This window comes from Buchnera aphidicola (Brachycaudus cardui), from assembly GCF_005081945.1.
GTDB lineage: Bacteria > Pseudomonadota > Gammaproteobacteria > Enterobacterales > Enterobacteriaceae > Buchnera > Buchnera aphidicola_AN.
The window spans coordinates 276,289-298,317 of the sequence record NZ_CP034879.1 but is presented as its reverse complement, the minus strand read 5'-3'; the positions used below and the strand labels follow the sequence as shown (position 1 = coordinate 298,317).

General features: G+C 26.1%; 24 protein-coding genes, 3 tRNA genes and 1 rRNA gene. 8 read left to right on the top strand and 20 right to left on the bottom strand.

Annotated elements, in window-relative coordinates; genetic code table 11:
* Window positions 1–25: 25 nt before the first annotated feature.
* From lipA to mnmA, 10 genes are all read right to left on the bottom strand, one after another.
* On the bottom strand, window positions 26–949 hold the full coding sequence (gene lipA, locus D9V67_RS01375) for a lipoyl synthase (protein WP_158359371.1): 924 nt from the start codon (window positions 947–949) through the stop codon (window positions 26–28).
* Between the two features lie 132 nt (window positions 950–1,081).
* The gene (gene lipB / locus D9V67_RS01370) at window positions 1,082–1,720 is read right to left on the bottom strand and encodes a lipoyl(octanoyl) transferase LipB (RefSeq protein WP_158359369.1); all 639 of its coding nucleotides are present in this window, start codon (window positions 1,718–1,720) and stop codon (window positions 1,082–1,084) included.
* 45 nt (window positions 1,721–1,765) lie between these two features.
* On the bottom strand, window positions 1,766–2,410 hold the full coding sequence (locus D9V67_RS01365; protein ID WP_158359367.1) for a YchE family NAAT transporter: 645 nt from the start codon (window positions 2,408–2,410) through the stop codon (window positions 1,766–1,768).
* A 125-nt stretch (window positions 2,411–2,535) separates the two neighbouring features.
* Window positions 2,536–4,473 carry an exoribonuclease II gene (gene rnb / locus D9V67_RS01360; RefSeq protein WP_158359364.1) on the bottom strand — a complete coding sequence of 646 codons (1,938 nt, stop codon included), beginning with the start codon at window positions 4,471–4,473 and terminating at the stop codon, window positions 2,536–2,538.
* Between the two features lie 133 nt (window positions 4,474–4,606).
* Window positions 4,607–5,389, bottom strand: a complete 783-nt coding sequence (locus D9V67_RS01355; RefSeq protein WP_158359362.1) for an enoyl-ACP reductase — start codon at window positions 5,387–5,389, stop codon at window positions 4,607–4,609.
* A gap of 115 nt (window positions 5,390–5,504) precedes the next feature.
* Entirely contained in the window at window positions 5,505–5,672 is a 168-nt protein-coding gene (locus D9V67_RS03225) for a hypothetical protein (protein WP_261979698.1), read from the bottom strand.
* A 14-nt stretch (window positions 5,673–5,686) separates the two neighbouring features.
* Entirely contained in the window at window positions 5,687–6,097 is a 411-nt protein-coding gene (locus tag D9V67_RS01350) for a transglycosylase SLT domain-containing protein (RefSeq protein WP_261979697.1), read from the bottom strand.
* A gap of 36 nt (window positions 6,098–6,133) precedes the next feature.
* Complete coding sequence (gene purB, locus D9V67_RS01345) at window positions 6,134–7,504, bottom strand: adenylosuccinate lyase (protein WP_158359360.1); 1,371 nt, start codon at window positions 7,502–7,504, stop codon at window positions 6,134–6,136.
* An 18-nt stretch (window positions 7,505–7,522) separates the two neighbouring features.
* Window positions 7,523–8,167, bottom strand: a complete 645-nt coding sequence (gene hflD / locus D9V67_RS01340) for a high frequency lysogenization protein HflD (RefSeq protein ID WP_261979696.1) — start codon at window positions 8,165–8,167, stop codon at window positions 7,523–7,525.
* A 24-nt stretch (window positions 8,168–8,191) separates the two neighbouring features.
* Complete coding sequence (gene mnmA, locus D9V67_RS01335) at window positions 8,192–9,295, bottom strand: tRNA 2-thiouridine(34) synthase MnmA (RefSeq protein WP_158359358.1); 1,104 nt, start codon at window positions 9,293–9,295, stop codon at window positions 8,192–8,194.
* A 200-nt stretch (window positions 9,296–9,495) separates the two neighbouring features.
* On the opposite strand from mnmA, the gene lepA reads away from it, so the two are divergent.
* The 5 genes from lepA (at window position 9,496) to acpS (ending at window position 14,402) form a co-directional block, all read left to right on the top strand.
* Window positions 9,496–11,289 carry a translation elongation factor 4 gene (lepA, locus tag D9V67_RS01330; RefSeq protein ID WP_158359356.1) on the top strand — a complete coding sequence of 598 codons (1,794 nt, stop codon included), beginning with the start codon at window positions 9,496–9,498 and terminating at the stop codon, window positions 11,287–11,289.
* A 15-nt stretch (window positions 11,290–11,304) separates the two neighbouring features.
* Window positions 11,305–12,249, top strand: a complete 945-nt coding sequence (gene lepB / locus D9V67_RS01325; protein ID WP_158359354.1) for a signal peptidase I — start codon at window positions 11,305–11,307, stop codon at window positions 12,247–12,249.
* Window positions 12,250–12,374: 125 nt separating this feature from the next.
* The gene (rnc, locus tag D9V67_RS01320; RefSeq protein ID WP_158359351.1) at window positions 12,375–13,055 is read left to right on the top strand and encodes a ribonuclease III; all 681 of its coding nucleotides are present in this window, start codon (window positions 12,375–12,377) and stop codon (window positions 13,053–13,055) included.
* Complete coding sequence (era, locus tag D9V67_RS01315; RefSeq protein WP_158359349.1) at window positions 13,052–13,909, top strand: GTPase Era; 858 nt, start codon at window positions 13,052–13,054, stop codon at window positions 13,907–13,909. The genes rnc and era overlap by 4 nt, the downstream gene beginning before the upstream one ends.
* Before the next feature lie 112 nt (window positions 13,910–14,021).
* Window positions 14,022–14,402 (top strand): holo-ACP synthase, encoded by a 381-nt coding sequence (gene acpS, locus D9V67_RS01310; RefSeq protein WP_158359347.1) that lies wholly within the window; start codon window positions 14,022–14,024, stop codon window positions 14,400–14,402.
* Between the two features lie 12 nt (window positions 14,403–14,414).
* Here the strand turns inward: acpS and tadA are convergent, their stop codons facing one another.
* Window positions 14,415–14,882: a tRNA adenosine(34) deaminase TadA gene (gene tadA, locus D9V67_RS01305; protein ID WP_158359344.1), complete on the bottom strand. Its 468-nt coding sequence runs from the start codon at window positions 14,880–14,882 to the stop codon at window positions 14,415–14,417.
* Window positions 14,883–14,892: 10 nt separating this feature from the next.
* Complete coding sequence (gene smpB, locus D9V67_RS01300) at window positions 14,893–15,381, bottom strand: SsrA-binding protein SmpB (RefSeq protein ID WP_158359342.1); 489 nt, start codon at window positions 15,379–15,381, stop codon at window positions 14,893–14,895.
* A gap of 48 nt (window positions 15,382–15,429) precedes the next feature.
* On the opposite strand from smpB, the gene D9V67_RS01295 reads away from it, so the two are divergent.
* Window positions 15,430–15,732 (top strand): RnfH family protein, encoded by a 303-nt coding sequence (locus tag D9V67_RS01295; RefSeq protein ID WP_158360080.1) that lies wholly within the window; start codon window positions 15,430–15,432, stop codon window positions 15,730–15,732.
* A gap of 91 nt (window positions 15,733–15,823) precedes the next feature.
* On the opposite strand, the gene D9V67_RS01290 is transcribed toward D9V67_RS01295, so the two are convergent.
* The 5 genes from D9V67_RS01290 to dnaQ form a co-directional block, all read right to left on the bottom strand.
* Window positions 15,824–16,384: a nucleotide exchange factor GrpE gene (locus D9V67_RS01290; RefSeq protein WP_158359340.1), complete on the bottom strand. Its 561-nt coding sequence runs from the start codon at window positions 16,382–16,384 to the stop codon at window positions 15,824–15,826.
* A 104-nt stretch (window positions 16,385–16,488) separates the two neighbouring features.
* Window positions 16,489–16,983: a xanthine phosphoribosyltransferase gene (gpt, locus tag D9V67_RS01285; protein ID WP_158359337.1), complete on the bottom strand. Its 495-nt coding sequence runs from the start codon at window positions 16,981–16,983 to the stop codon at window positions 16,489–16,491.
* Window positions 16,984–17,070: 87 nt separating this feature from the next.
* Window positions 17,071–17,673 carry a D-sedoheptulose 7-phosphate isomerase gene (lpcA, locus tag D9V67_RS01280; protein ID WP_158359335.1) on the bottom strand — a complete coding sequence of 201 codons (603 nt, stop codon included), beginning with the start codon at window positions 17,671–17,673 and terminating at the stop codon, window positions 17,071–17,073.
* 70 nt (window positions 17,674–17,743) lie between these two features.
* A tRNA-Asp gene (locus tag D9V67_RS01275) sits at window positions 17,744–17,817 on the bottom strand.
* A gap of 73 nt (window positions 17,818–17,890) precedes the next feature.
* Window positions 17,891–18,607: a DNA polymerase III subunit epsilon gene (gene dnaQ / locus D9V67_RS01270; protein WP_158360078.1), complete on the bottom strand. Its 717-nt coding sequence runs from the start codon at window positions 18,605–18,607 to the stop codon at window positions 17,891–17,893.
* A 38-nt stretch (window positions 18,608–18,645) separates the two neighbouring features.
* On the opposite strand from dnaQ, the gene rnhA reads away from it, so the two are divergent.
* A complete protein-coding gene (rnhA, locus tag D9V67_RS01265; protein ID WP_158359332.1) occupies window positions 18,646–19,116 on the top strand; it encodes a ribonuclease HI in 471 nt (156 codons plus the stop codon).
* Between the two features lie 48 nt (window positions 19,117–19,164).
* Window positions 19,165–19,935, top strand: coding sequence for a hydroxyacylglutathione hydrolase (gene gloB, locus D9V67_RS01260; protein ID WP_158359330.1), 771 nt, complete (start codon window positions 19,165–19,167; stop codon window positions 19,933–19,935).
* On the opposite strand, the gene D9V67_RS01255 is transcribed toward gloB, so the two are convergent.
* The 3 genes from D9V67_RS01255 to D9V67_RS01245 all read right to left on the bottom strand — a co-directional run bounded on the left by D9V67_RS01255 (window position 19,917) and on the right by D9V67_RS01245 (window position 21,679).
* A tRNA-Ala gene (locus D9V67_RS01255) sits at window positions 19,917–19,989 on the bottom strand. The genes gloB and D9V67_RS01255 overlap by 19 nt on opposite strands.
* A 13-nt stretch (window positions 19,990–20,002) precedes the next feature.
* Window positions 20,003–20,079: transfer RNA gene (locus D9V67_RS01250), tRNA-Ile, on the bottom strand.
* A gap of 54 nt (window positions 20,080–20,133) precedes the next feature.
* A 16S ribosomal RNA gene (locus tag D9V67_RS01245) occupies window positions 20,134–21,679 on the bottom strand.
* Window positions 21,680–22,029: the final 350 nt, after the last annotated feature.

Here is a 22,029-nt window from a genome sequence, read left to right as displayed (position 1 = left end):
ATCTTTTAATTATTATCTAATAACATTATTTCTTAATAGGTAAATGGGATTGAAGACTTGCATGATATGATGAGCGTACAAAAGGACCGCAAAAAGCATTAGTAAATCCAATAGATAAAGCTTCTTCTTTGATTTCATCAAACTCCCAAGGTGGTATATAACGTTGTACTGGAAGATGATGAATACTAGGTTGAAGATATTGTCCTACTGTAAGTAATGTGACACCACTAGAATATAAATCTTTCATTACTTGAATAATTTCTGAATTTTTTTCACCAAGTCCTAACATTAGACCTGATTTTGTTGGAATATGAACATATTTCTTTTTAAATGATTCTAATAAAGATAATGATCTTTTATAATTAGCTCCAGGTCTAATTTTTTTATACATTCTAGGAATATTTTCGATATTATGATTAAAAACATCAGGTAGTCCAGCCTCAAAAATTGTTAAGACTAATTCTATTTTTCCTCGAAAATCAGGCACTAATATTTCAACTTTGACTTTGTTTTTATTTCGAATAGATTTAATACAATTAACAAAATGCTGAGCACCTCCATCATACAAATCATCACGTACTACTGATGTAATGACTACATAGTTAATTTTCATATCAAAAATTGCATTAGATAATTTTTCAGGTTCTTCTATATTTACAGGATGAGGTTTGCCATGAAATACTGCACAAAAAGGACAATTACGTGTACATATTGATCCAAGAATCATAAATGTAGCAGTTCCATTATTAAAACATTCTGATAAATTAGGACAATGTGCTTCTTCACAAACAGAATGTAAACTGTTTTTTCGTAGAGCATTTTTTATTTGATTGATACGAGATGTATTGATAGGGATTTTGATTTTTATCCAATCAGGTTTTTGTATTTTTTTAGTGGGAATTATCTTTAGTTTTTTTATTCCCAGTAAAACATCTTTAGGTTTATTCATGAATATCTATTATCTCATTTACAAATATTAAAATATATACTATATATTAAATTAAAAAATAGTGATTTAATTAAAATTTAATATTTCATATAACATTTATACTTTGATTATAAGTATACGTTTAATTCTTGCTTATTGTTTCTTTTTTATCATGATTACGTCTAAAAATTTAGATAATTTTTTAATTAAAATAGTACGTGTATCTTCTAATGTAATTTTTGAATTAAAATCTTTTATTTGTGTCATTTTTATATTGATATCTCCACAAGGATTAATGTAAGTAAATGGTGTTAAATCCATATTGACATTAAGTGCTAAACCGTGTAAAGAAGATCCTTTTTTAATTCGTAATCCTAAAGAACATATTTTTTTTTTATTTATATATACACCTGGTTTTTTTTTTTCAATATTTGCTCTAATAGAAAAATGATGTAAAGTTTCTATTACTATAGTTTGCATTATATCTATTAATTGACGAATATTAATTTTACGATATTTTAAATCAATTAAAAAATATACTACTTGTTGTCCAGGGCCATGATATGTAATTTGACCACCTCTATCAGCATTTACTATTGGAATATTATGAATAAAATCTATATTATCTTTTTGATGATTTTGTCCTTGAGTGAAAATCGCATAATGCTCAACAAACCAAATTTCATCAAATGTATAAAAACTACGTGATAATATAAAATTATTCATTTTATTAACGGTTTTTGACCACTGTTCTAATCCTAAATCTCGAAAAAAAATAATCTTATTTTTCAAAAATACTATCCAATAAATAGTTATATATAACATTAACTAAAATAATTAGTTTAAAAATCCAGGGAAAATAGCACTGATACCAGCTCCAATAAATTCTATTCCAAGAGACATTAGTAATAAACCCATAATACGGGTAATAATATTGATACCTGTTTGTCCTAAAATTTGTACAAAATATGGAGCAGCTTGAAAACATAACCAACATATAAATGAAAATAAAATTATTACTAAGCTACATCCAAAAAAATTTATCCAAGTAGAATGATAAGTACTCCAAACTATAGTTGAACTAATGGCTCCAGGTCCGGCAATTAAAGGCATTGCTAAAGGCACGACACTAATATTATCTATTTTTTCTTTCTTTTGATCTTTATCTTTTTTGATGTTTTTTATAAATTCACCGGTAATCATAGAAAAAGCTATGCTAATAATTAGTATTCCACCAGCAATACGAAAAGAATTAATAGAAATACCAAAAATATTTAAAATATTACTACCAAAAAATAATGATATTATTAAAATTAAAGAGGCTGAAAAATTAGCCATTAAATTAGTTTTTTGTCTTTCTATCATTGACTGATGATTTGTCATAGTTGTAAAAATAGGAATCATACCAATTGGATTAACTAAAGCACATAAACCTACAAAAAATTTTATATATATAGATAAATCAAAAATTGAAATATTCATATGATGCTCCTAATTTATATTGAATTTTAATAACGCTATTTAAAATCTTTTACCTTGTTTAGAATACTATATTTTTTTATCAAGCTAATATATAAAATATTTTTGTTTTTTATTTTCATTGATATTTAGTGTTCAATTTTAGCGATAACACTACGTGTTTCTAATCGAATATCAGATAAAGTAACTTCAATTAAATCAGATACTTGATATTTTAAAATTCCATTAATAAACACTTTTCCTATATCTTGATTAAATGTTAATTGTTCTCTTATTGGATGTAATAATACTCCAGGAATAAAAACATTAGCACCATTTTCAATTAATCGAGCTCTTATACCACTTCTAGAAATATCAATGATTTCTGCTTTAAATTTTTTATTTCTATATTTTTTTTTCTGTAATAATATAGTATATAACCAATCTGAAACATCTCTTTCAGACATACGATTACGTCTTCTTTGTTCACTTATCTTTATTTTGATATCTTCACTAGGCTTAATTGGTGTTTCATTGTTTATAATACATTTTAATAAACGATGATTAATCATATCACTATATTTTCTAATAGGAGAAGTCCAAGTAGCATACTCTGAAAAACCTAATGCGAAATGAGGTCCTGGTACAATACTAAAATCTCCAAAAGATTGAAAACGACGAATACGACTATCAATATAATTATTTGATAATATATTTAATACGCGTCTAAGATTGCAAAAACCTTTTAGTGTAGTTATTTCTTCTACAGTAAAGTTTAAATTATAATGTTTTAAAAATGTAACAGCATGTTCAGCATTAATAAGATCAAAACCAGTATGTATATTATATATACCAAAACCAAGGTGATTAGATAAAAAACTAGCTGCAGACATATTAGCGATTATCATAGCTTCTTCAATCATTTTATGCGCAATACGACGTTTTTCAATAAATACATCTATAACTTTTCCATTATCAGATAAATTAAATCGATACTCTAAACTATCTTTAAATAATACTGCATTTTTTTCACGCCATTTAATACGTAATAAACATAAACGATGTAAAAGTAATATCTGTTGTGTAATAGACTGTTTTTTTGGCATCCATATTCCGGATTTTTCCAGCCAATCTGAGACATTTTCATAAGATAATTTTGATTTAGATTTTATCCATGCTAAAAAAAAATGAATTTTATTTGAGATGCTACCATCTTTTAAAATAGTAATCTGACATGCTAATACAGGTCGACGTTCATTAGGATTTAATGAACATATATCTTCTGATAAAATTCTAGGCAACATAGGAATGTTAAAACCTGGTAAATAATTTGTAAATCCTCTTTTAGAGGCTATACAGTCTAATTGACTACCAACTTTTATATATGCAGTTGGATCTGCAATAGCTACCGTCAAAGAAAGTTCACCATTAGATCTTTCATTAATAAAAAGAGCATCATCAATATCTTTAGTATTGATATTATCAATAGTAATAAAATCTAAATTTGTTAAATCTTTTCTAGAATAATGTTCTTTAAGAATAAGGTCATTTTCTTCTACTTCCGGTTCATTTTTATCAAGATGATGACGTGCTAAAGTCACCCACCATGGAGTTAATGGATGATTATTTTCTATAACTTTTTCAATTAACTCTGCATAAAAAAAATGATCTCCATTCAGTTTATGTCTTATTAGATTAGCTACAGCCCAATCTCCATTCTGAAAAAAATTTTTACAATTTTTGTTAGGTGCACATATTATAAGATCTTTTAAAAATGGATAATCAGGTATTATAAACAATTTTTCATCTTTTTTTTCTATTTTTCCTACAAATCTATTTAAAAATGGTTCAATTAATTTTTCGGGTTCAACAATCTCTCTATCTTTTTCTATTTTTAATAATGCAATTATTTTATCTCCATGCATAACTTTTTTCATATTTTTAGGAGGTATAAAATAACTTTTTTGCGCATCAATTTCTAAAAATCCAAATCCTCTTTCAGTGCTTTTTACTATGCCTTCAACTCGTGGTGTCTTAGCATGTAGATTTTTTTTTAACTGTGCAAGTAATGGATTATTTTGGAACATAATAATACAACCTAATTGTCATAGTAGAAATTAATAATCTTATAAATTTAAAATAAATTTAAATATATAACTTATTTATGAAATAACATATATAATTTTTTTACATCATAACTTATTTTTTTATAAAAAAATATTATAAAATATTATTGATCTGACTAATATTACAACCATTATCAACATAAATAACTGAACCAGTAATACCAGTAGATAAGTTTGATAATAAAAAAGATGCTACATTCCCTATATTTTCAGTAGTAACAGATTTTTTTATCAATGAAGAGTCGTGATGAAAATTATTGATTTTATTAAAGTTTTTCATTTGATAAGACGATATGGTTTTAATGGGATTACATGAAATCGCATTAACTCGAATATTATTTTTACCTAATGCATAAGCCATATAACGAACATTAGCTTCTAACGAAGCTTTAGCTAAACCCATAAGATTATAATTTGGTATTACACGTTGTGCACCTAAATAAGATAAGGTTAATAAAGAAGAAGAACTATTTAACATCTTTCTACATTCTTTGATTAATGCTAAAAAACTATAAGAACTAATTTCATGAGAAATATTAAAACCTTTTCTAGTAGAATTTTTAATAAAATCTCCATTTAGATGATTTTTGGGACAATATGCAATAGAATGCACCAACCCATCAAATTTTTTCCATATTTTCATTAAGTTTAAAAATAATTTTTTAATATTTTCATCATTTGAAACATCACATGAGAGTATAATATTAGACTTCATAGATGCTGCTAAATGTTTTATTTTATTACTTATTTTTTCATTTTGACATACAAATCCTAATTCTGCTTTTTGATGATACATAGATTTTGCAATACCGAAAGCAATAGATCTTGTACTTGATACTCCAGTAATTAGAATTTTTTTACCTTTTAATAATCCCATGTTGAAATCTCAATTGTATTATTTTTATGATAATTCTTTAACATTAGAGATTTATTCTTAATAAATATATTAATATAAAGATATTAAATTAAATTATACACTATCATCACTTTTTTTAAATAAAGATACGCTTGCTTTGCCGGATGTTTTTTTTTATATATCTACAAAAAGACTCCATAGTCATAGTATTAATCATATCTATTGATGCTTGTTTATTTTTAGAAAATATCTTAAGTAATGCATTATCTCCATTAACATATGAAACAATTGTTGCGCATTGCATTACATCTTTATTTTTTATACCCAATAGTTTTTTTTTTGCAATAAACTAATATAAGCAGTTCCTATGTTTATATTAATTTTTGGATTATATAATGATTGAACAGAAGGTTGACCTTTTTTACCATTAATACGATAGATTTCTGCTCCTGCAGAAGAAGGTTTAATTTGCATCAATCCAATTGCATTTGAATGACTTTTAGCATAGGGATTACCAGAAGATTCAGCATAAATAATAGCTTTAATTAATTTCTCATCAATATTATATTGATGTGCGGCTGCCTTAATAAGATTATTCCAATGATAAATTTTATTTTGTATGATGTATTTATTTAAAAAATAGTTATTTTGTGTATATGTTTTTATATTTAAAAATTTATTACATCCAGTTAATAAGACTAATGAAATAATTAATGTCACTAATGTCATAATAAAAATTTCCTTAATTTGTTTATATAACAATTGTTATTTTATTTCATTAATAATCTGACTAGCATAACCAATATAATTAGCAGGAGTCATTTTTTTTAAACGTATTTTTTCGTTATCTGGAACATCTAAACTAGAAATAAATTTATGTATGATATTTTTATTTATCTCTTTCCCTCGAGTTAAATTTTTCAATTTTTCATATGCATCTTTAATACCATAACGACGCATTACTGTTTGTATTGGTTCAGATAAAATAGACCAATTTTTATTTAAATTTTCAAATAATTGTATTTCATTTATTTCTAATTTTCTAATACCTGATAATACAGAATTATATGCAATTGTTGAATATGAAATAGCAACACCTAAATTACGTAATACTGTAGAATCACTTAAATCACGTTGCCATCGAGAAATAGGTAATTTTGTTATCATATGATACATCAAAGCATTAGCTAAACCTAAATTTCCTTCAGAATTTTCAAAATCTATTGGATTAACTTTATGCGGCATAATTGAAGATCCAATTTCACAATCTACTAATTTTTGTTTAAAATAATTAAGAGAAATATAACCCCAAATATCACGATTAAAGTTAATTAGTATTGTATTGAATAACGATATACAACTAAACAATTCTGCAATATAATCATGTGGTTCAATTTGAGTGGTATACGGATTCCAATCAATTCCTAATGATATAATAAACTCTTCACTTATTTTATGCCAATTAATTTTAGGATATGCTGCTAAATGTGCATTATAATTACCAGTACTTCCATTCATTTTACCTAATATTTTTATATTATTAAGTTTTATATACTGACGTTTCATTCGATAATAAAAATTAGCAATTTCTTTACCCATAGTTGATGGAGTAGCTGGTTGACCATGAGTTAAAGATAATATAGGAGTATTTTTATATTGAAAAATCATTTTTTTTAACACACTAATAATTTCATTCCATAATGGCAAAATTATTTTATCACGAGCATTTTTAAGCATTAATGCATATGCTATATTATTAATATCTTCTGAAGTACATCCAAAATGTACAAATTCTAAAATCGATAAAAAATTTCCAGATTGAGAAATTTTCTTTTTTAAAAAATATTCTAGAGCTTTAATATCATGATTGGTTTTTTTTTCTATGTTTTTAATATAAATAGCATCTTTTTCATTAAAATTTTTAACAATATCATCTAGTAAAAATATCTTATCGTGATCAATATTTTTAATTTCTAATTCTTTAGATATATTTATTATTTTTTTAAACCACTGAATCTCTATATTAAGTCGATATTTAAGAAAGCTAAATTCACTAAAAATATTTCTTAAAAATATAGTAGAATTACTGTATCGGCCATCAATAGGAGAAATGGCTGTTAATGAAGTTAATTTCATATTTTAAACCTTAATTTTTTAATCACATAATATTTTTTGTGCTTTTTTAATAATATCACGCCTAAAAAATATTAATTTTAATTGATTTCCACCACATTGTTTCCATAAAACTATAGAACGAATACCTGCAAATAATAAACATCGAATTTTGTCTTGTATGTCTACATCTTCTAAAAAATTTTTTGTACCTTTCACAAGAACTCTAGAACCTAAAGAACCAATTTTTTTTATATATACATTTGCTAATTTACTAATCAAAGTAGTAGTATTGTAATCAAAAACATCATATTCATTAGATATTAATGTCAAACTTTTTTTTATTTCATAAATATGTTTTTGATTTTTTTTTAATTTATTTTCAATAATTATCATATCAAAAATATATTTAATTAATTCGATATATGAACAAGAAAAATTAGAAAAAGTCAATATAGATATTAATTGTTTTAATCCTATATTTAAATTTTTTTCATTATTATCATATATTGTAATTAAAGATCTAGGATTAATTGCTAAAATACTTTTTAAACATGTTTTAAATGCAGTCTTATCACATTTTCCTGAATAAGCTAATTGTTGTACTAAATAAACTGATTGACATATACCTGCAAGTGATAATGTAATTGAATAGATTTTTTTGATAAAAATTGTCTCCTTACTCACTCTTTTAATAAAATAAAAAAATCATCATAATGGTAATCTAGATTCGATAATACCACCACCTATACATATTTCTGATAGATAAAAAACTACTGATTGTCCTGGTGTAACGGCAATTACTGGAGTTTTAAATAAAATTTTAACATACGTGTTATTTATATATTCTATGTTGCAACTGATATCTTGGTGACGATATCTTATTTTAATATTACAAGATATTGGAAAAACAATTTCATTATTTTTATTAATCCAATTGATATTTTTAGCAATTAAACCTATTGACATAAGATCTCTATTGCAAGAACCTTGAGCAACAATTAATATATTTTCTTTTACATTTTTATCTACCACATACCATGGAATATTGTATTTTTCTTTTATTCCGCCAATACCGAGTCCCTTTCTTTGGCCTAAAGTGTAATAAAAAACACCATCATGTTTTCCAATAATTTTTCCGCTAGTTGTCGTTATATTACCTATTTTTTTATTAATATAAAAACTAAGAAATTTTTTTAATTTTCTAGGTCCTATAAAGCAAATACCAGTAGAATCTTTTTTATTAGCCACTTCTAAATTAATATTTTTAGCAATACTTCTGACTTCATGTTTTTTAAAGTGTCCAATAGGAAATAAAATTTTTTTAAGTTTAATACTATTTAGAGTATATAAAAAATAACTTTGATCTTTTTCAAGATCAATAGCTTTGAATAGTAAATATTTTTTATTTATTATCTTTATACGAGCATAATGACCTGTTGCAATATAATCAGCATTTAATTCTTTAATCGAATAATTTAATAAAAGATCGAACTTAATTTCTTTATTGCACAATATATCTGGATTTGGTGTTTTTCCTTGTTTATGTTCATTTAAAAAATTTTCAAAAACTCTTTCCCAATATTCTACAGAAAAATTGATTTTATGAAGATGTATATTTAATTTTTTACAAACATTTTCAGCATCATATAAATCTTGAGCAGAATTACAATATCCTTCTTGATCATCTTCTTCCCAATTTTTCATAAATAAACCTTCTACTTCATATTTTTTTTTTAAAATCCATGCAGCAACAGATGAATCTACACCTCCAGACATTGCAACAATTACTTTTTTATTTTTTTTTAGTATCATAGATAATATTAATTTTTAAAATTGTATGAATATATTTTTAAAGATTTAAGACTATATTATATATTATATATACATCTTTAAAACATATTAAATGATTTTTTTGAAAAAATTTAAATTAAAACTTCATAAAAACAATAAAAATATTTTGTGTGCATGTTAAAATAAGTGTTAAAAAATAAATATGGTGTTAAAAAATAAATATGAAAAATATAAGAAATTTTTCTATTATAGCTCATATTGATCATGGAAAATCAACTTTATCTGATAGATTGATACAAATATGTGGTGGATTATCTGAACGAGAAATGTCTAATCAAGTACTAGATTCTATGGATTTAGAAAGAGAACGAGGTATTACCATTAAAGCTCAAAGTGTAATGATTAATTATAAAAACAAAAAAAATGATATTTTTAATTTAAATTTTATTGATACACCAGGTCATGTAGATTTTTCTTATGAAGTATCTCGATCATTATCAGCATGTGAAGGAGCATTGTTAGTTGTAGATTCTACTCAAGGAGTAGAAGCTCAAACATTAGCTAATTGTTATACTGCATTAGAAATGAATTTAGAAATAATTCCAGTATTAAATAAAATAGATTTACCTAATGCAAATCCAGAAAAAGTCTCTAAAGAAATTGAAGATATTATAGGAATATCTTCATATAATGCTATTAAATGTTCATCTAAAACAGGAACTGGTATACAAAATCTTATAGAAAGTATTATCATGTATATACCTTCTCCAAAAGGAAAAATAGATGCTCCTCTTCAAGCTTTAATTATTGATTCTTGGTTTGATAATTATCTAGGTGTAGTTTCTTTAATAAGAATTAAAAATGGAATTTTATTTGAAAAAGATAAAATTCAGGTTATGAGTACTGGCAAAAATTATTTTGTTGATCAAATAGGAATTTTTACTCCTAAAAAATTAAATAAAAAAAAATTGCAGTGTGGCGAAGTAGGTTGGGTGATTTGTGGCATTAAAAGTATTACTGCTGCTCCAGTTGGAGATACGTTGACAACCGCGCAAAACCCAGCGAAAAAAAGATTAAGTGGATTTAAAAAGATTAAACCTCAAATATATGCTGGTTTATTTCCTGTAACGTCAGATCAATATGAAACATTTAAGGATGCATTAGGTAAACTTAGCTTAAATGATTCTTCATTATTTTATGAACCAGAAAATTCTAATGCTCTTGGTTTTGGCTTTAGATGTGGATTTTTAGGTTTATTACATATGGAAATAATTCAAGCACGCTTAGAAAGAGAATATTCTATTGATTTAATTTCGACTGCACCTACAGTAATTTATGAAATAGAACTAAATAATGGAAAGATTATTTATTTAGACAGTCCTTCTAATTTTCCTGATGCAAATCAGATCAAAACAATTAGAGAACCGATAGTTGAATGTAATATTTTAGTACCTCCTCAATTTCTTGGTCCAGTAATTAAATTATGTGTAGAAAAAAGAGGTTTTCAAACTAATATGATTTACCATGCACATCAGGTATCATTAAAATATAATATACCAATGAATGAAGTAGTATTAAATTTTTTTGATGAACTGAAATCGGTATCTAGTGGATATGCTTCATTAGAATACGATTTTAAACATTTTCAGTCTGTGAAGATAGCTAAAATAGATATCTTAATTAACTCGGAAAAAGTAGATGCATTAACAATACTTGCTTATTATAAAAATGCATCATATCGTGCTCGTGAAATAGTTAATAAAATGAAAGAATTAATACCTCGACATCAATTTGATATTGCTATTCAAGCTACTATTAATAATTCTATTGTAGCACGATCAACCATTAAACAACTCAGAAAAAATGTATTATCAAAATGTTATGGTGGAGATATTAGTAGAAAAAAAAAGTTATTACAAAAACAAAAAGATGGAAAAAAAAGAATGAAAAAAATAGGTAATGTAAATATACCTAAAACAGCATTTATTTCAATTTTAAATATTAGTAAAAATTAATATAAGGCAATTTATATGGCTAATATATTAACTATATTTTTATTAACGAGTACATTATTTACTGGATTTTTTTGGTTTTTTTATCGAATTAGCAGTATTAAAAATTATTTTGTTAATAAAAAAACTATTAAAAATAATCATGTGTATGAAACAAGCATATTAAAGAAAACTAAAAAAACATATTTTTTTCAGTCTTTAGCATCATTTTTCCCAATTTTTTTAATAATATTTATTATACGTTCATTTATATATGAGCCTTTTCAAATTCCTTCAGGATCTATGATGCCTACTCTTTTAGTAGGTGATTTTATTTTAGTGGAAAAGTTCTCTTATGGCATTAAAGAGCCAATAACACAAACAACATTAATTGAAACAAATCAACCTCGACGTGGCGATATAGTAGTTTTTAAACATCCTATTGATTATAATGTAGATTATATTAAACGTATAATAGGATTACCTGGAGATAAAATTAAATATGATATAAATAAAAAACATATAAAAATATGCCCTCATTACTTAGACAATAATCATTGTCAAAAAAAAATAATTATTAAATACTCTAAAACAAAAAAAAGTAATTTTGTTCAAAAAATATATTTTTTTAATAAAAATAATTTAATACAAGAAAAAGAAGTATATAATTCTCTCTATTTTAATATTGTTCAAGAAACTATTAATAATACTAAACACAATATATTACTATTAAACGGCATTCAAGATGTAAAGAAAGATTACTATCAACAAAAAAATATGCCGAAATTAACTTGGATTGTACCTAAAGGTAAATATTTTATGATGGGAGATAATCGTGATAATAGTTTAGATAGTCGTTATTGGGGTTTTGTACCTGAGAGAAATTTAGTAGGAAAAGCCATTAAAATATGGATGAGCTTTGATAAAAATGAAAATGAATGGCCTACTGGTATACGTGTAAATAGAATTGGAAATATATATTAGAAATAATTAATATCAAAGAATACTATTAGTATTATATATTGACGTATATCTTCAATTTTATCAAATTTTTCTGTTTTTCCTGTTATATATACAATTAATTAAAATATCATTAACATTGGTATAACATGAACTATATCGTAACAAAAAAAATACAAAAAGTACTGGGATATACTTTTACTCATAAAGATCTTTTAAGACAAGCATTAACACATCGTAGTGCAAGTAGTAAACATAATGAACGATTAGAATTTTTAGGTGATTCCATTCTAAGTTTTGTAATCGCTAATGCTTTATATCAACATTTTCCATATATTGATGAAGGCGATATGAGTCGTATGAGAGCAACTTTAGTACGTGGTCATACTCTAGCCGAAATTGCATATGAATTTGATTTAGGAGAATATTTGAAATTAGGACAAGGTGAACTAAAAAGTGGAGGATTTCGTCGGGAGTCCATTTTAGCGAATACTGTAGAAGCTCTCATTGGCAGTATTTATTTAGATAGTAATATTCAAACAGTAGAAGAATTAATATTAAAATGGTATGAAAAACGTTTAGAAAAAATAAGCCCTGGAGATACACAAAAAGATCCAAAAACAAGACTACAAGAATATTTACAATCAAAACATTTGTCTCTGCCTATGTATTTTATAGTTGAAATATATGGTGAAGCTCATAATCAATTATTTACCATTCATTGTAAAGTTAGTATTATTTCAGAATATTTAATTGGTACTGGTTCTAGTAGAAGAAAAGCTGAGCAAGATGCAGCACAAAAAGCATTAATACAATTAGGTGTCGAGTGAATATAAAACAAAAATACTGTGGTTGGATAACAATTATTGGAAAATCCAATGTCGGAAAATCTACATTGTTGAATAAAATTATTGGAAAAAAAATTTCTATTGTATCGAGAAAAAAAAATACAACTCAAACTCATATTACAGGTATTAATACAAAAAAATATTATCAATGTATTTACACAGATACACCTGGTTTTATATTTAATAAAAAAAATGATAAGATTGAGTATAAAAAAAATATTTTTTTTAATATTGTAAAAAATTCAACATTAATCATGTTTGTTATAGATCAAGTGTCTTGGACAGAAAAAGACAATATTATTTTTAATAAAATTAAAAAAAATGGAATACCAGTAATTATTATTATTAATAAAATTGATAAAATTTCTAATAAAAATATTTTATTACCTTTTATCGATTTTATTAAAAAAAAAACTCAAGCTATAGAAATTATTCCTATCTCAGCAAAAAAAACAAAAAATATGATGTTATTATATAATATAGTGAAAAACTACTTACCAAAAAATCCTCATGTTTATCCTGAAAATCATATTACAACTAATTCTCAATTTTTTACAATATCTGAAATTATTCGAGAGCAATTAATACTATTTTTAGGTGATGAATTACCTTCTATTGTTAAAGTAGAGATTGAATATTTAAAAGAAATAGAAAACAATCAATTACATATAAGAGCACTTATTTTAGTTATACATAGTAGACAAAAAAAAATTATTATTGGTCATAATGGAGAAAAAATAAAAAAAATTAGTATAATCTCACGCTATAAAATAGAAAAAGAATTACATAAAAAAATTCATCTTCTTTTATGGGTTAAAAAAGATACTTCTAAATAAAAAAATGATATTCATTTAAAATAATCACTAATTTTTTAAAATTAGTTAAAAGTTAAAATATTTAACTAATTTTAAAAAATAATTAGAACTCAATAAAGGATTTATTTATACAATGTCGATTGTAGGTGTAGGAACAGATATTATAGAAATTTTGCGCATTAAAAATATTTTTTCTTATTATGGCGATGAATTTGCTAAAAGAATTTTATCTAAAATAGAATGGAATGAATATATTTTTAGTAAAAATCCTATTTATTTTTTAGCAAAAAAATTTGCAGGTAAAGAAGCAGCATCTAAAGCATTAGGAACAGGTATTAATTATGGAGTAACATTTAATCAATTAGAATTTTACAACAATCAATTTGGTAAACCAAAATTGCGTTTTTTAAAACAATCTTTACAAAAAGCTAAGGAAATTAATTGTAAATTTATACACGTAAGCATTTCTGATCAAAAATTATATGCGCATGCTTTAGTGATTTTAGAATCTTAATATCGCTCAATATTAAAGCATCAGTGATCTTTTTTTTTGAAAAAATTTTAACAAAATATCAGAACACTCATTTTTCATAATATTTTTTTTAATCGTTAATTTATAATCTTGTTCAGAATGTAAGAAAATATCTTTTAAAGAACACTTATTATCTAATTTATTACATTGAGCACCGAATACTAAACGCTTTATACGACTATTTATAATAGCTCCACAGCACATAATACATGGCTGCAAAGTAACATACAGTGTACTATTTATAAATCGATAATTTTTTATTTTTTTTCCAGCAGCACGCAAAGCCATAATTTCTGCATGTGCAGTAGGATCATTTTCACTAATAGAACTGTTCCATCCCACGCCAATAATACGTTCTTGAAAAATTAATACTGCACCTATAGGAACTTCACCTTTCTCTTGAGCATAATATGCATATTTTAAAGCAACTTTCATCCAATTTTTATCTTTTCTATATATCATAAAATATTTTTTATATTATCACATTAGTTTTTTTAAGTATTTTTAGTTTTTCTTTTTGCCATTCTTTATTTTTTTTATCTACTCTTTTATCTTTTAAAGTTTTACCTTTTGCTAAGCCAAATTCTAATTTACACCAAGATTGCTTCCAAAACAAAGATAATGAAATTAATGTATAGCCTATATTTTTTTTTTTCGCAGATAAAAGATCAATTTCATGTTTATGTAATAATAATTTTCTTTTTCGTATAGGATTACAAGAAATATGACTTGAAGACATATATAAAGGTTGAATTAGAGAATTATAAAGATACATTTCATTCATATAACTAATAATATAACTTTCTGAAATATTAACTTTTCCTTCTCTAAGAGATTTTACTTCCCAACCTTCTAAAACAAGACCTGATTGAAATACTTTTTCTATAAAAAAATTATGATAAGCTTTTTTGTTAATAACAATTTTTGATGATTTTATATGAGATGTTTTTTTATATGACATAATGAAACTCATTAAAAAAATAAGATGAAAAAAATATTTATTAAAAATATGAAAATTATTCAAGCAACAGTTGTATATGCTTTACCAGATATACAATATATTCATGAAGTTAATATTGAATTAGGTGCAACTGTAAAAGATACTATCTTAGCATCAAATATATTATATATAATAGAAAATTCATCATTATATAGTCTTCATGTGGGAATTTATAATAAATTAGTACATTTAAAATCACTTATAAAAGATGGAGATCGAATTGAAATTTATAGAAATTTAATAATTGATCCAAAAGAACGAAGACGAAAAAATATATATTTTTTAAAAAAATCAAACATACATAAAAAGTAGTTATATTAAGATTTAAAAAATAAAAAAATTTTAGTTTTAGATTTAATAATGAAGTATAATTTTAATATTATTAAATCTAAAAATTGTTGTTTTATATTTTTTTATTAGAAACTATTACCATAGCTGGTCGTAATAAACGGCATTCATGAAGAATATAACCAGGCTGCATAATTGTCACTACTTGATTAGGTTCGATTTCATTGCTATATTTAATTGACATAGCTTGATGAATAGATGGATCAAATGGTACATTGAAAGAATCTATTTTTTTTACATGAAATAAGAGAAAAAATTCTTTTAATAAATCAAAAATATTTGTTATATTATCTTTAATTTCTATAAAAATTTTGTTTGATTTATCCTCATCTATTAAACTCAATGCACGCTCTATACTATCAGAGATAGGAAGAAGTTCAGAAAGCAACTGTTCTAAAGAAAATTTTCTATATTTTTCAATTTCTTTATGCGATCGACTAAAAATAGTTATCATTTCTTTTTCAATGTTAATTTCTTTTTCTAATATTTCTTTTTCAGATTCTCTTAATTTATTTTCTAAAGATTTAATTAAATTTTCATTTATTAACTTATTCTTTTCATATTTTTCATTTATGTTTATCTCTTTTTCTGCTAGTTTTTCATCTTTATTTATCATAAAAATATCCTTTTTTAGTACATGTTTATTTTATAAAAAAATATTTTTTTATTTTATTTTTGAGAAATGAATTGTATAAATAAAGTTTATTAAGCAATATAATATTATTTTTTAATTAAGATATTATTTTTGATTTTGTACTCTTGAACTAGAGGAGGAATATAAGATATTGACATATCCCACGGTTGTTCGATCCATACATTTTGGGGTATATCTATAACATAGTCATCAACTAATAAACGACCCATAGGCTTGGCAAAAATAGTTACAAAATATGCTTTTGGATATAAATTTCTAATAATTTTAGCAGTACCGCCCGTATCTACTAAATCATCTATAACAATAACCTGTTCTCCATTTCCTTCTGCTTTTTTAATTACTTTTCTTTTTTTCTTTAAGTAATTATAATTATAACTTGAAATACACACAGTATCAACGCATCGGATTCCGAGTTCTCTTGATAATAAAGCTGATGGAACAAGACCTCCTCGACTTACAGCAATTATTCCATTCCAAGAATGTCTTTGAAGTAATCGGTTAGCTAATTTTCTCGTATGAATTTGCAACATATCCCAGGTAACAATGTATTTCTCACTCATAAAAAAAATTCCGAAACTATAAAATAGTATTTATTAGAAAAGTGGAAATAAGTTTTATTTATTACAGGATTTTAAGCAAAGTAAATTTTATTTAAGAGAAATATTTTTTGATGATTTATGCATTTCTTTTTCAATAATTAATATTAATATGTGAATAATTTTAATATGCATTTCTTGTATTCGATCTGAATATCCATAGTAAGGAATACAAATTTCTATGTCAGACATTCCTTGAATTTTTCCGCCATTATTGCCTGTTAAAACAATAACTTTTATATTTTTTTTTTGAGCTGTTTTAATCGCTTTTATTATATTAACAGAATTTCCAGAAGTAGAAATTGCTAATAGTATATCATTTGAGCATCCAATACTTTCAATATATCGAGAAAATACTTGATCATATCCAAAATCATTTCCTACAGCAGAAATATAACTAGTATCAGAAATAGATATAGCAGGATATCCACATCTTTTTTCTCTATATAAACTAGTTAGCTCTTCTGCAAAATGTACTGCATCACAATTTGAACCTCCATTACCACATGATATTACTTTTTTACCATTTTTGAAGGCTTCTGAAATTAAAATAGCAGATTTTTGAATATTATTTATTTGGATATCATCATTTAAAAAAGTTTGTAATATTTTTGATGCAGTATTTAATTCAGAATAAATTATTTTTTTATACATAATTTTATTTGTTTAAAAATTTTATGATTTTACTTTTAAAATATACATTTTTTAAAATATTATATTTTTTCGGTGCGGACGGGATTCGAACCCGCGACCCTCGGCGTGACAGGCCGATATTCTAACCAACTGAACTACCGCACCTTATTAGTAGTATCCTTCTATTTTACATATTTTAGAAATTCAGTCAATAATCTTTTGTACATTTATTAAAAAATTAATTCCATAAACATTTGTTTTTCTTTCTCATGTATTTTAAATATTTTTCATGTAGATCTAATTCTTCTTTTGAAGGATGCAATATTTTTAAAGAATATTTATTACATCTGATGAAATTATTTAATTTTTGAGGTAATTCTTCACTATTAATTGTATTATAAAAACTTAGAGATTCTTGACGACTCGTCATTAAAAGATATACTTTACCTAAGAGTAAAGCATCAATAATAGCACTATGTAAATTTCTATGAGATTTATTTATTTTATAACGTGAACAAAGAGCATCTAATGTATTTTTTTTACCGGGAAATAATTTTCGAGCAATTTTTAATGTATCAATTATAGGACATAAAATATCAATTTTTTTTATATTTTTATTTAGCATTTGAAATTCTTGATTTATAAATCCTAAATCAAATGGAGCATTATGAATGACTATTTCAGAATTTTTAATATAATTTAAAAATTTATTAGCTATATCTTTAAAAATAGGTTTATCCAATAAAAAATCATTTGTAATCCCATGAACTTTAAACGCTCCAGATTCTATTGATCTATTAGGTTGAAGGTAAACATGAAAATTATTACCTGTAAAACGACGCTCGATCATTTCAACAGCGCCAATTTCTATAACTCTATGGTTTATATGAGGAGGACCTATTGAGCTAATACCAGTTGTTTCAGTATCTAATATAACTGTTCTTTTTGTATTAATCATAATTTTTTTAAAATCATTTTGGAAGTTTTATCATCATGTTTAAAATAGTTAAAATGTTTACAGACGGTTCCTGTTTAGGTAATCCTGGTGCTGGAGGATATAGTACAATTTTACGTTATAAATTTCATGAAAAAATATTAACCTCAGGTTTTTATTTGACAACTAATAATAGGATGGAATTAATGGCTGTAATTTCAGGATTAGAATTTCTTAATCAATCCTGTATAGTAGAAGTTACAACTGATAGTCTATATGTTAAAAAAGGAATTATTGATTGGATGCCTATTTGGAAACGACAAGAATGGAAAAATAATAAAAAAAAACTTATAAAAAACATAGATTTATGGCTACGTATAAATAATGCTTTAAAAAATCATACTGTTAATTGGATTTGGGTCAAAGCACATATTGGTCATAAAGAAAACGAAAGATGTGATATGATAGCTCGTCAATCTGCTCGACATCCTTCAATTAAAGATATTTACTATGAGAATAGTAAATTATAAATCATTTGATTAAAGAAAATTTTTTTATTACATAAAAAGAAAAATGTCATGATATTAAAAAAAATACCTATATTAGATACTAATTATGTTTGGATTATTCATGATGAGAAAGGTTCTTGTATAATTATAGATCCTGGCTCTTCTATAGAAGTCATAGAAGAAATACAAAAAAAAAAATGGAATCCTATAGCTATTTTACTAACTCATAATCATATTGATCATGTAGGGGGTGTAAAAAAGATTATTAAATATTATCCAAATATAACTGTTTTTGGACCTTATGAAACTATAAAAAATGGTTGTAATAAAATTGTTTTTGGTGGAGATAAAATTATTCTATTAAATAGAAAATTTTATATTTATTTTACTCCTGGTCATACTCCTGGTCATGTTTCATATTATAGTAAACCATACTTTTTTTGCGGAGATACTCTTTTTTCAGGAGGTTGTGGACGAGTATATAAAGATAATTATTTAGATATGTTTAATTCTATACATTTTATTTCATCTTTTCCGAATAATACGTTTTTATGTTGTTCCCATGAATATACTTTATCTAATTTAAGCTTTTCTATGTTTATTTTTCCAAAAGATCAAACAATTAAAATGTATTATGAAAAAATTAAGAAAATAATAGATTCTGGAAAATCCAGCTTACCTAGTTATATTATTTTTGAAAAAAAAGTTAATTTATTTCTGAGAAAAAATGATGAAATTTTAAAAAATTATTTAGAATTAAAGACTAATTGTAGTAACTTTGAAGTTTTTAAGCAATTAAGATTACAAAAAGATTATTTTATTGGAGCTAAGCGGGATTGAACCGCTGACCTCCTGCGTGCAAGGCAGGCGCTCTCCCAGCTGAGCTATAGCCCCAGATGATTTTTTATGGTAGGCCTGAGTGGAATTGAACCACCGACCTCACCCTTATCAGGGGTGCGCTCTAACCATCTGAGCTACAAGCCTTCTAATTTTTTATTAGATAATTTGTGTGGGCACTTTCAATAAAGTATATATTTTTAAGGAGGTGATCCAACCGCAGGTTCCCCTACGGTTACCTTGTTACGACTTCACCCCAGTCATGAATCACAAAGTGGTAGGCGCCTTCCTTTTAAGGGGTTAGAATACCTGCTTCTTTTGCAACCCACTCCCATGGTGTGACGGGCGGTGTGTACAAGGCCCGGGAACGTATTCACCGTGGCATTCTGATCCACGATTACTAGCGATTCCGACTTCGTGGAGTCGAGTTGCAGACTCCAGTCCGGACTACGATTTACTTTATGAGGTTTGCTTGTCTTTACAGATTTGCTTCTCTTTGTATAAACCATTGTAGCACGTGTGTAGCCCTGGTCGTAAGGGCCATGATGACTTGACGTCGTCCCCACCTTCCTCCGGTTTATAACCGGCAGTCTCCTCTGAGTTCCCGGCCGAACCGCTGGCAACAGGGGATAAGGGTTGCGCTCGTTGCGGGACTTAACCCAACATTTCACAACACGAGCTGACGACAGCCATGCAGCACCTGTCTCACAGTTCCCGAAGGCACTTTTTTATTTCTAAAAAATTCTGTGGATGTCAAGACCAGGTAAGGTTTTTCGCGTTGCATCGAATTAAACCACATGCTCCACCGCTTGTGCGGGCCCCCGTCAATTCATTTGAGTTTTAGCCTTGCGGCCGTACTCCCCAGGCGGTCGACTTAATGCGTTAGCTTCGGAAGTCATTTCTCTTGGAAACAACCTCCAAGTCGACATCGTTTACGGCATGGACTACCAGGGTATCTAATCCTGTTTGCTCCCCACGCTTTCGCACCTCAGTGTCAGTTTTCGTTTAGGAGGCCGCTTTCGCCACAGGTATTCCTCCAGATATCTACGCATTTCACCGCTACACCTAGAATTCTACCTCCCTCTACGAGACTCTAGTTTTTCAGTTTCAAATGCAGTTCCTAGGTTGAGCCTAGGGCTTTCACATCTGACTTAAAAAACCACCTACGCGCTCTTTACGCCCAGTAATTCTGATTAACGCTCGCACCCTCCGTATTACCGCGGCTGCTGGCACGGAGTTAGCCGGTGCTTCTTCTGCAGGTAACGTCAGAAAATAAAATTATTAGTTTTATATTTTTCCTCCCTGCTGAAAGTACTTTACAACCCTAAGGCCTTCTTCATACACGCGGCATAGCTGCATCAGGCTTTCGCCCATTGTGCAATATTCCCCACTGCTGCCTCCCGTAGGAGTCTGGACCGTGTCTCAGTTCCAGTGTGGCTGGTTATCCTCTCAGACCAGCTAGAGATCGTAGCCTTGGTAAGCCATTACCCTACCAACAAGCTAATCTCGTCTGGGTTCATCCAAAAGCATGAGGCCAAAAGGTCCCCCACTTTGGTTTTTCAACATTATGCGGTATTAGCTACCATTTCTAGTAGTTATCCCCCTCTTTTGGGCAGATCCCCAGATATTACTCACCCGTTTGCCGCTCGCCGACAAGAAAGCAAGCTTTCTTTCGCTGCCGCTCGACTTGCATGTGTTAGGCTTGCCGCCAGCGTTCAATCTGAGCCATGATCAAACTCTTCAATTGAAAAAACTTTCTTAAAGAAAAATAAATTTTTCTTAAAGAAATTATTAAATAAAAAAAAATAATTTTTGTACTTAATTGTCTGTGCCCACACAGATTATCTAATATTTTTTTAAAGAGCAATTTTTGTAATTTGAAACTTTAAAGTAAAGATTACATTTTTTTGATTATCTTGTCAACCTTTTTTATAAAATATTTTTACTAGTTTTATAAAGTGAATGGAAATGTCAATTCTAGAAAATATTTTATATTATTTATATTATTTTAATAAAATGATATTTGATAAATAGTTAAAAAAATATAATATAAAATTATTATTTATAATTTATAAATATATCATATTATACATTTAA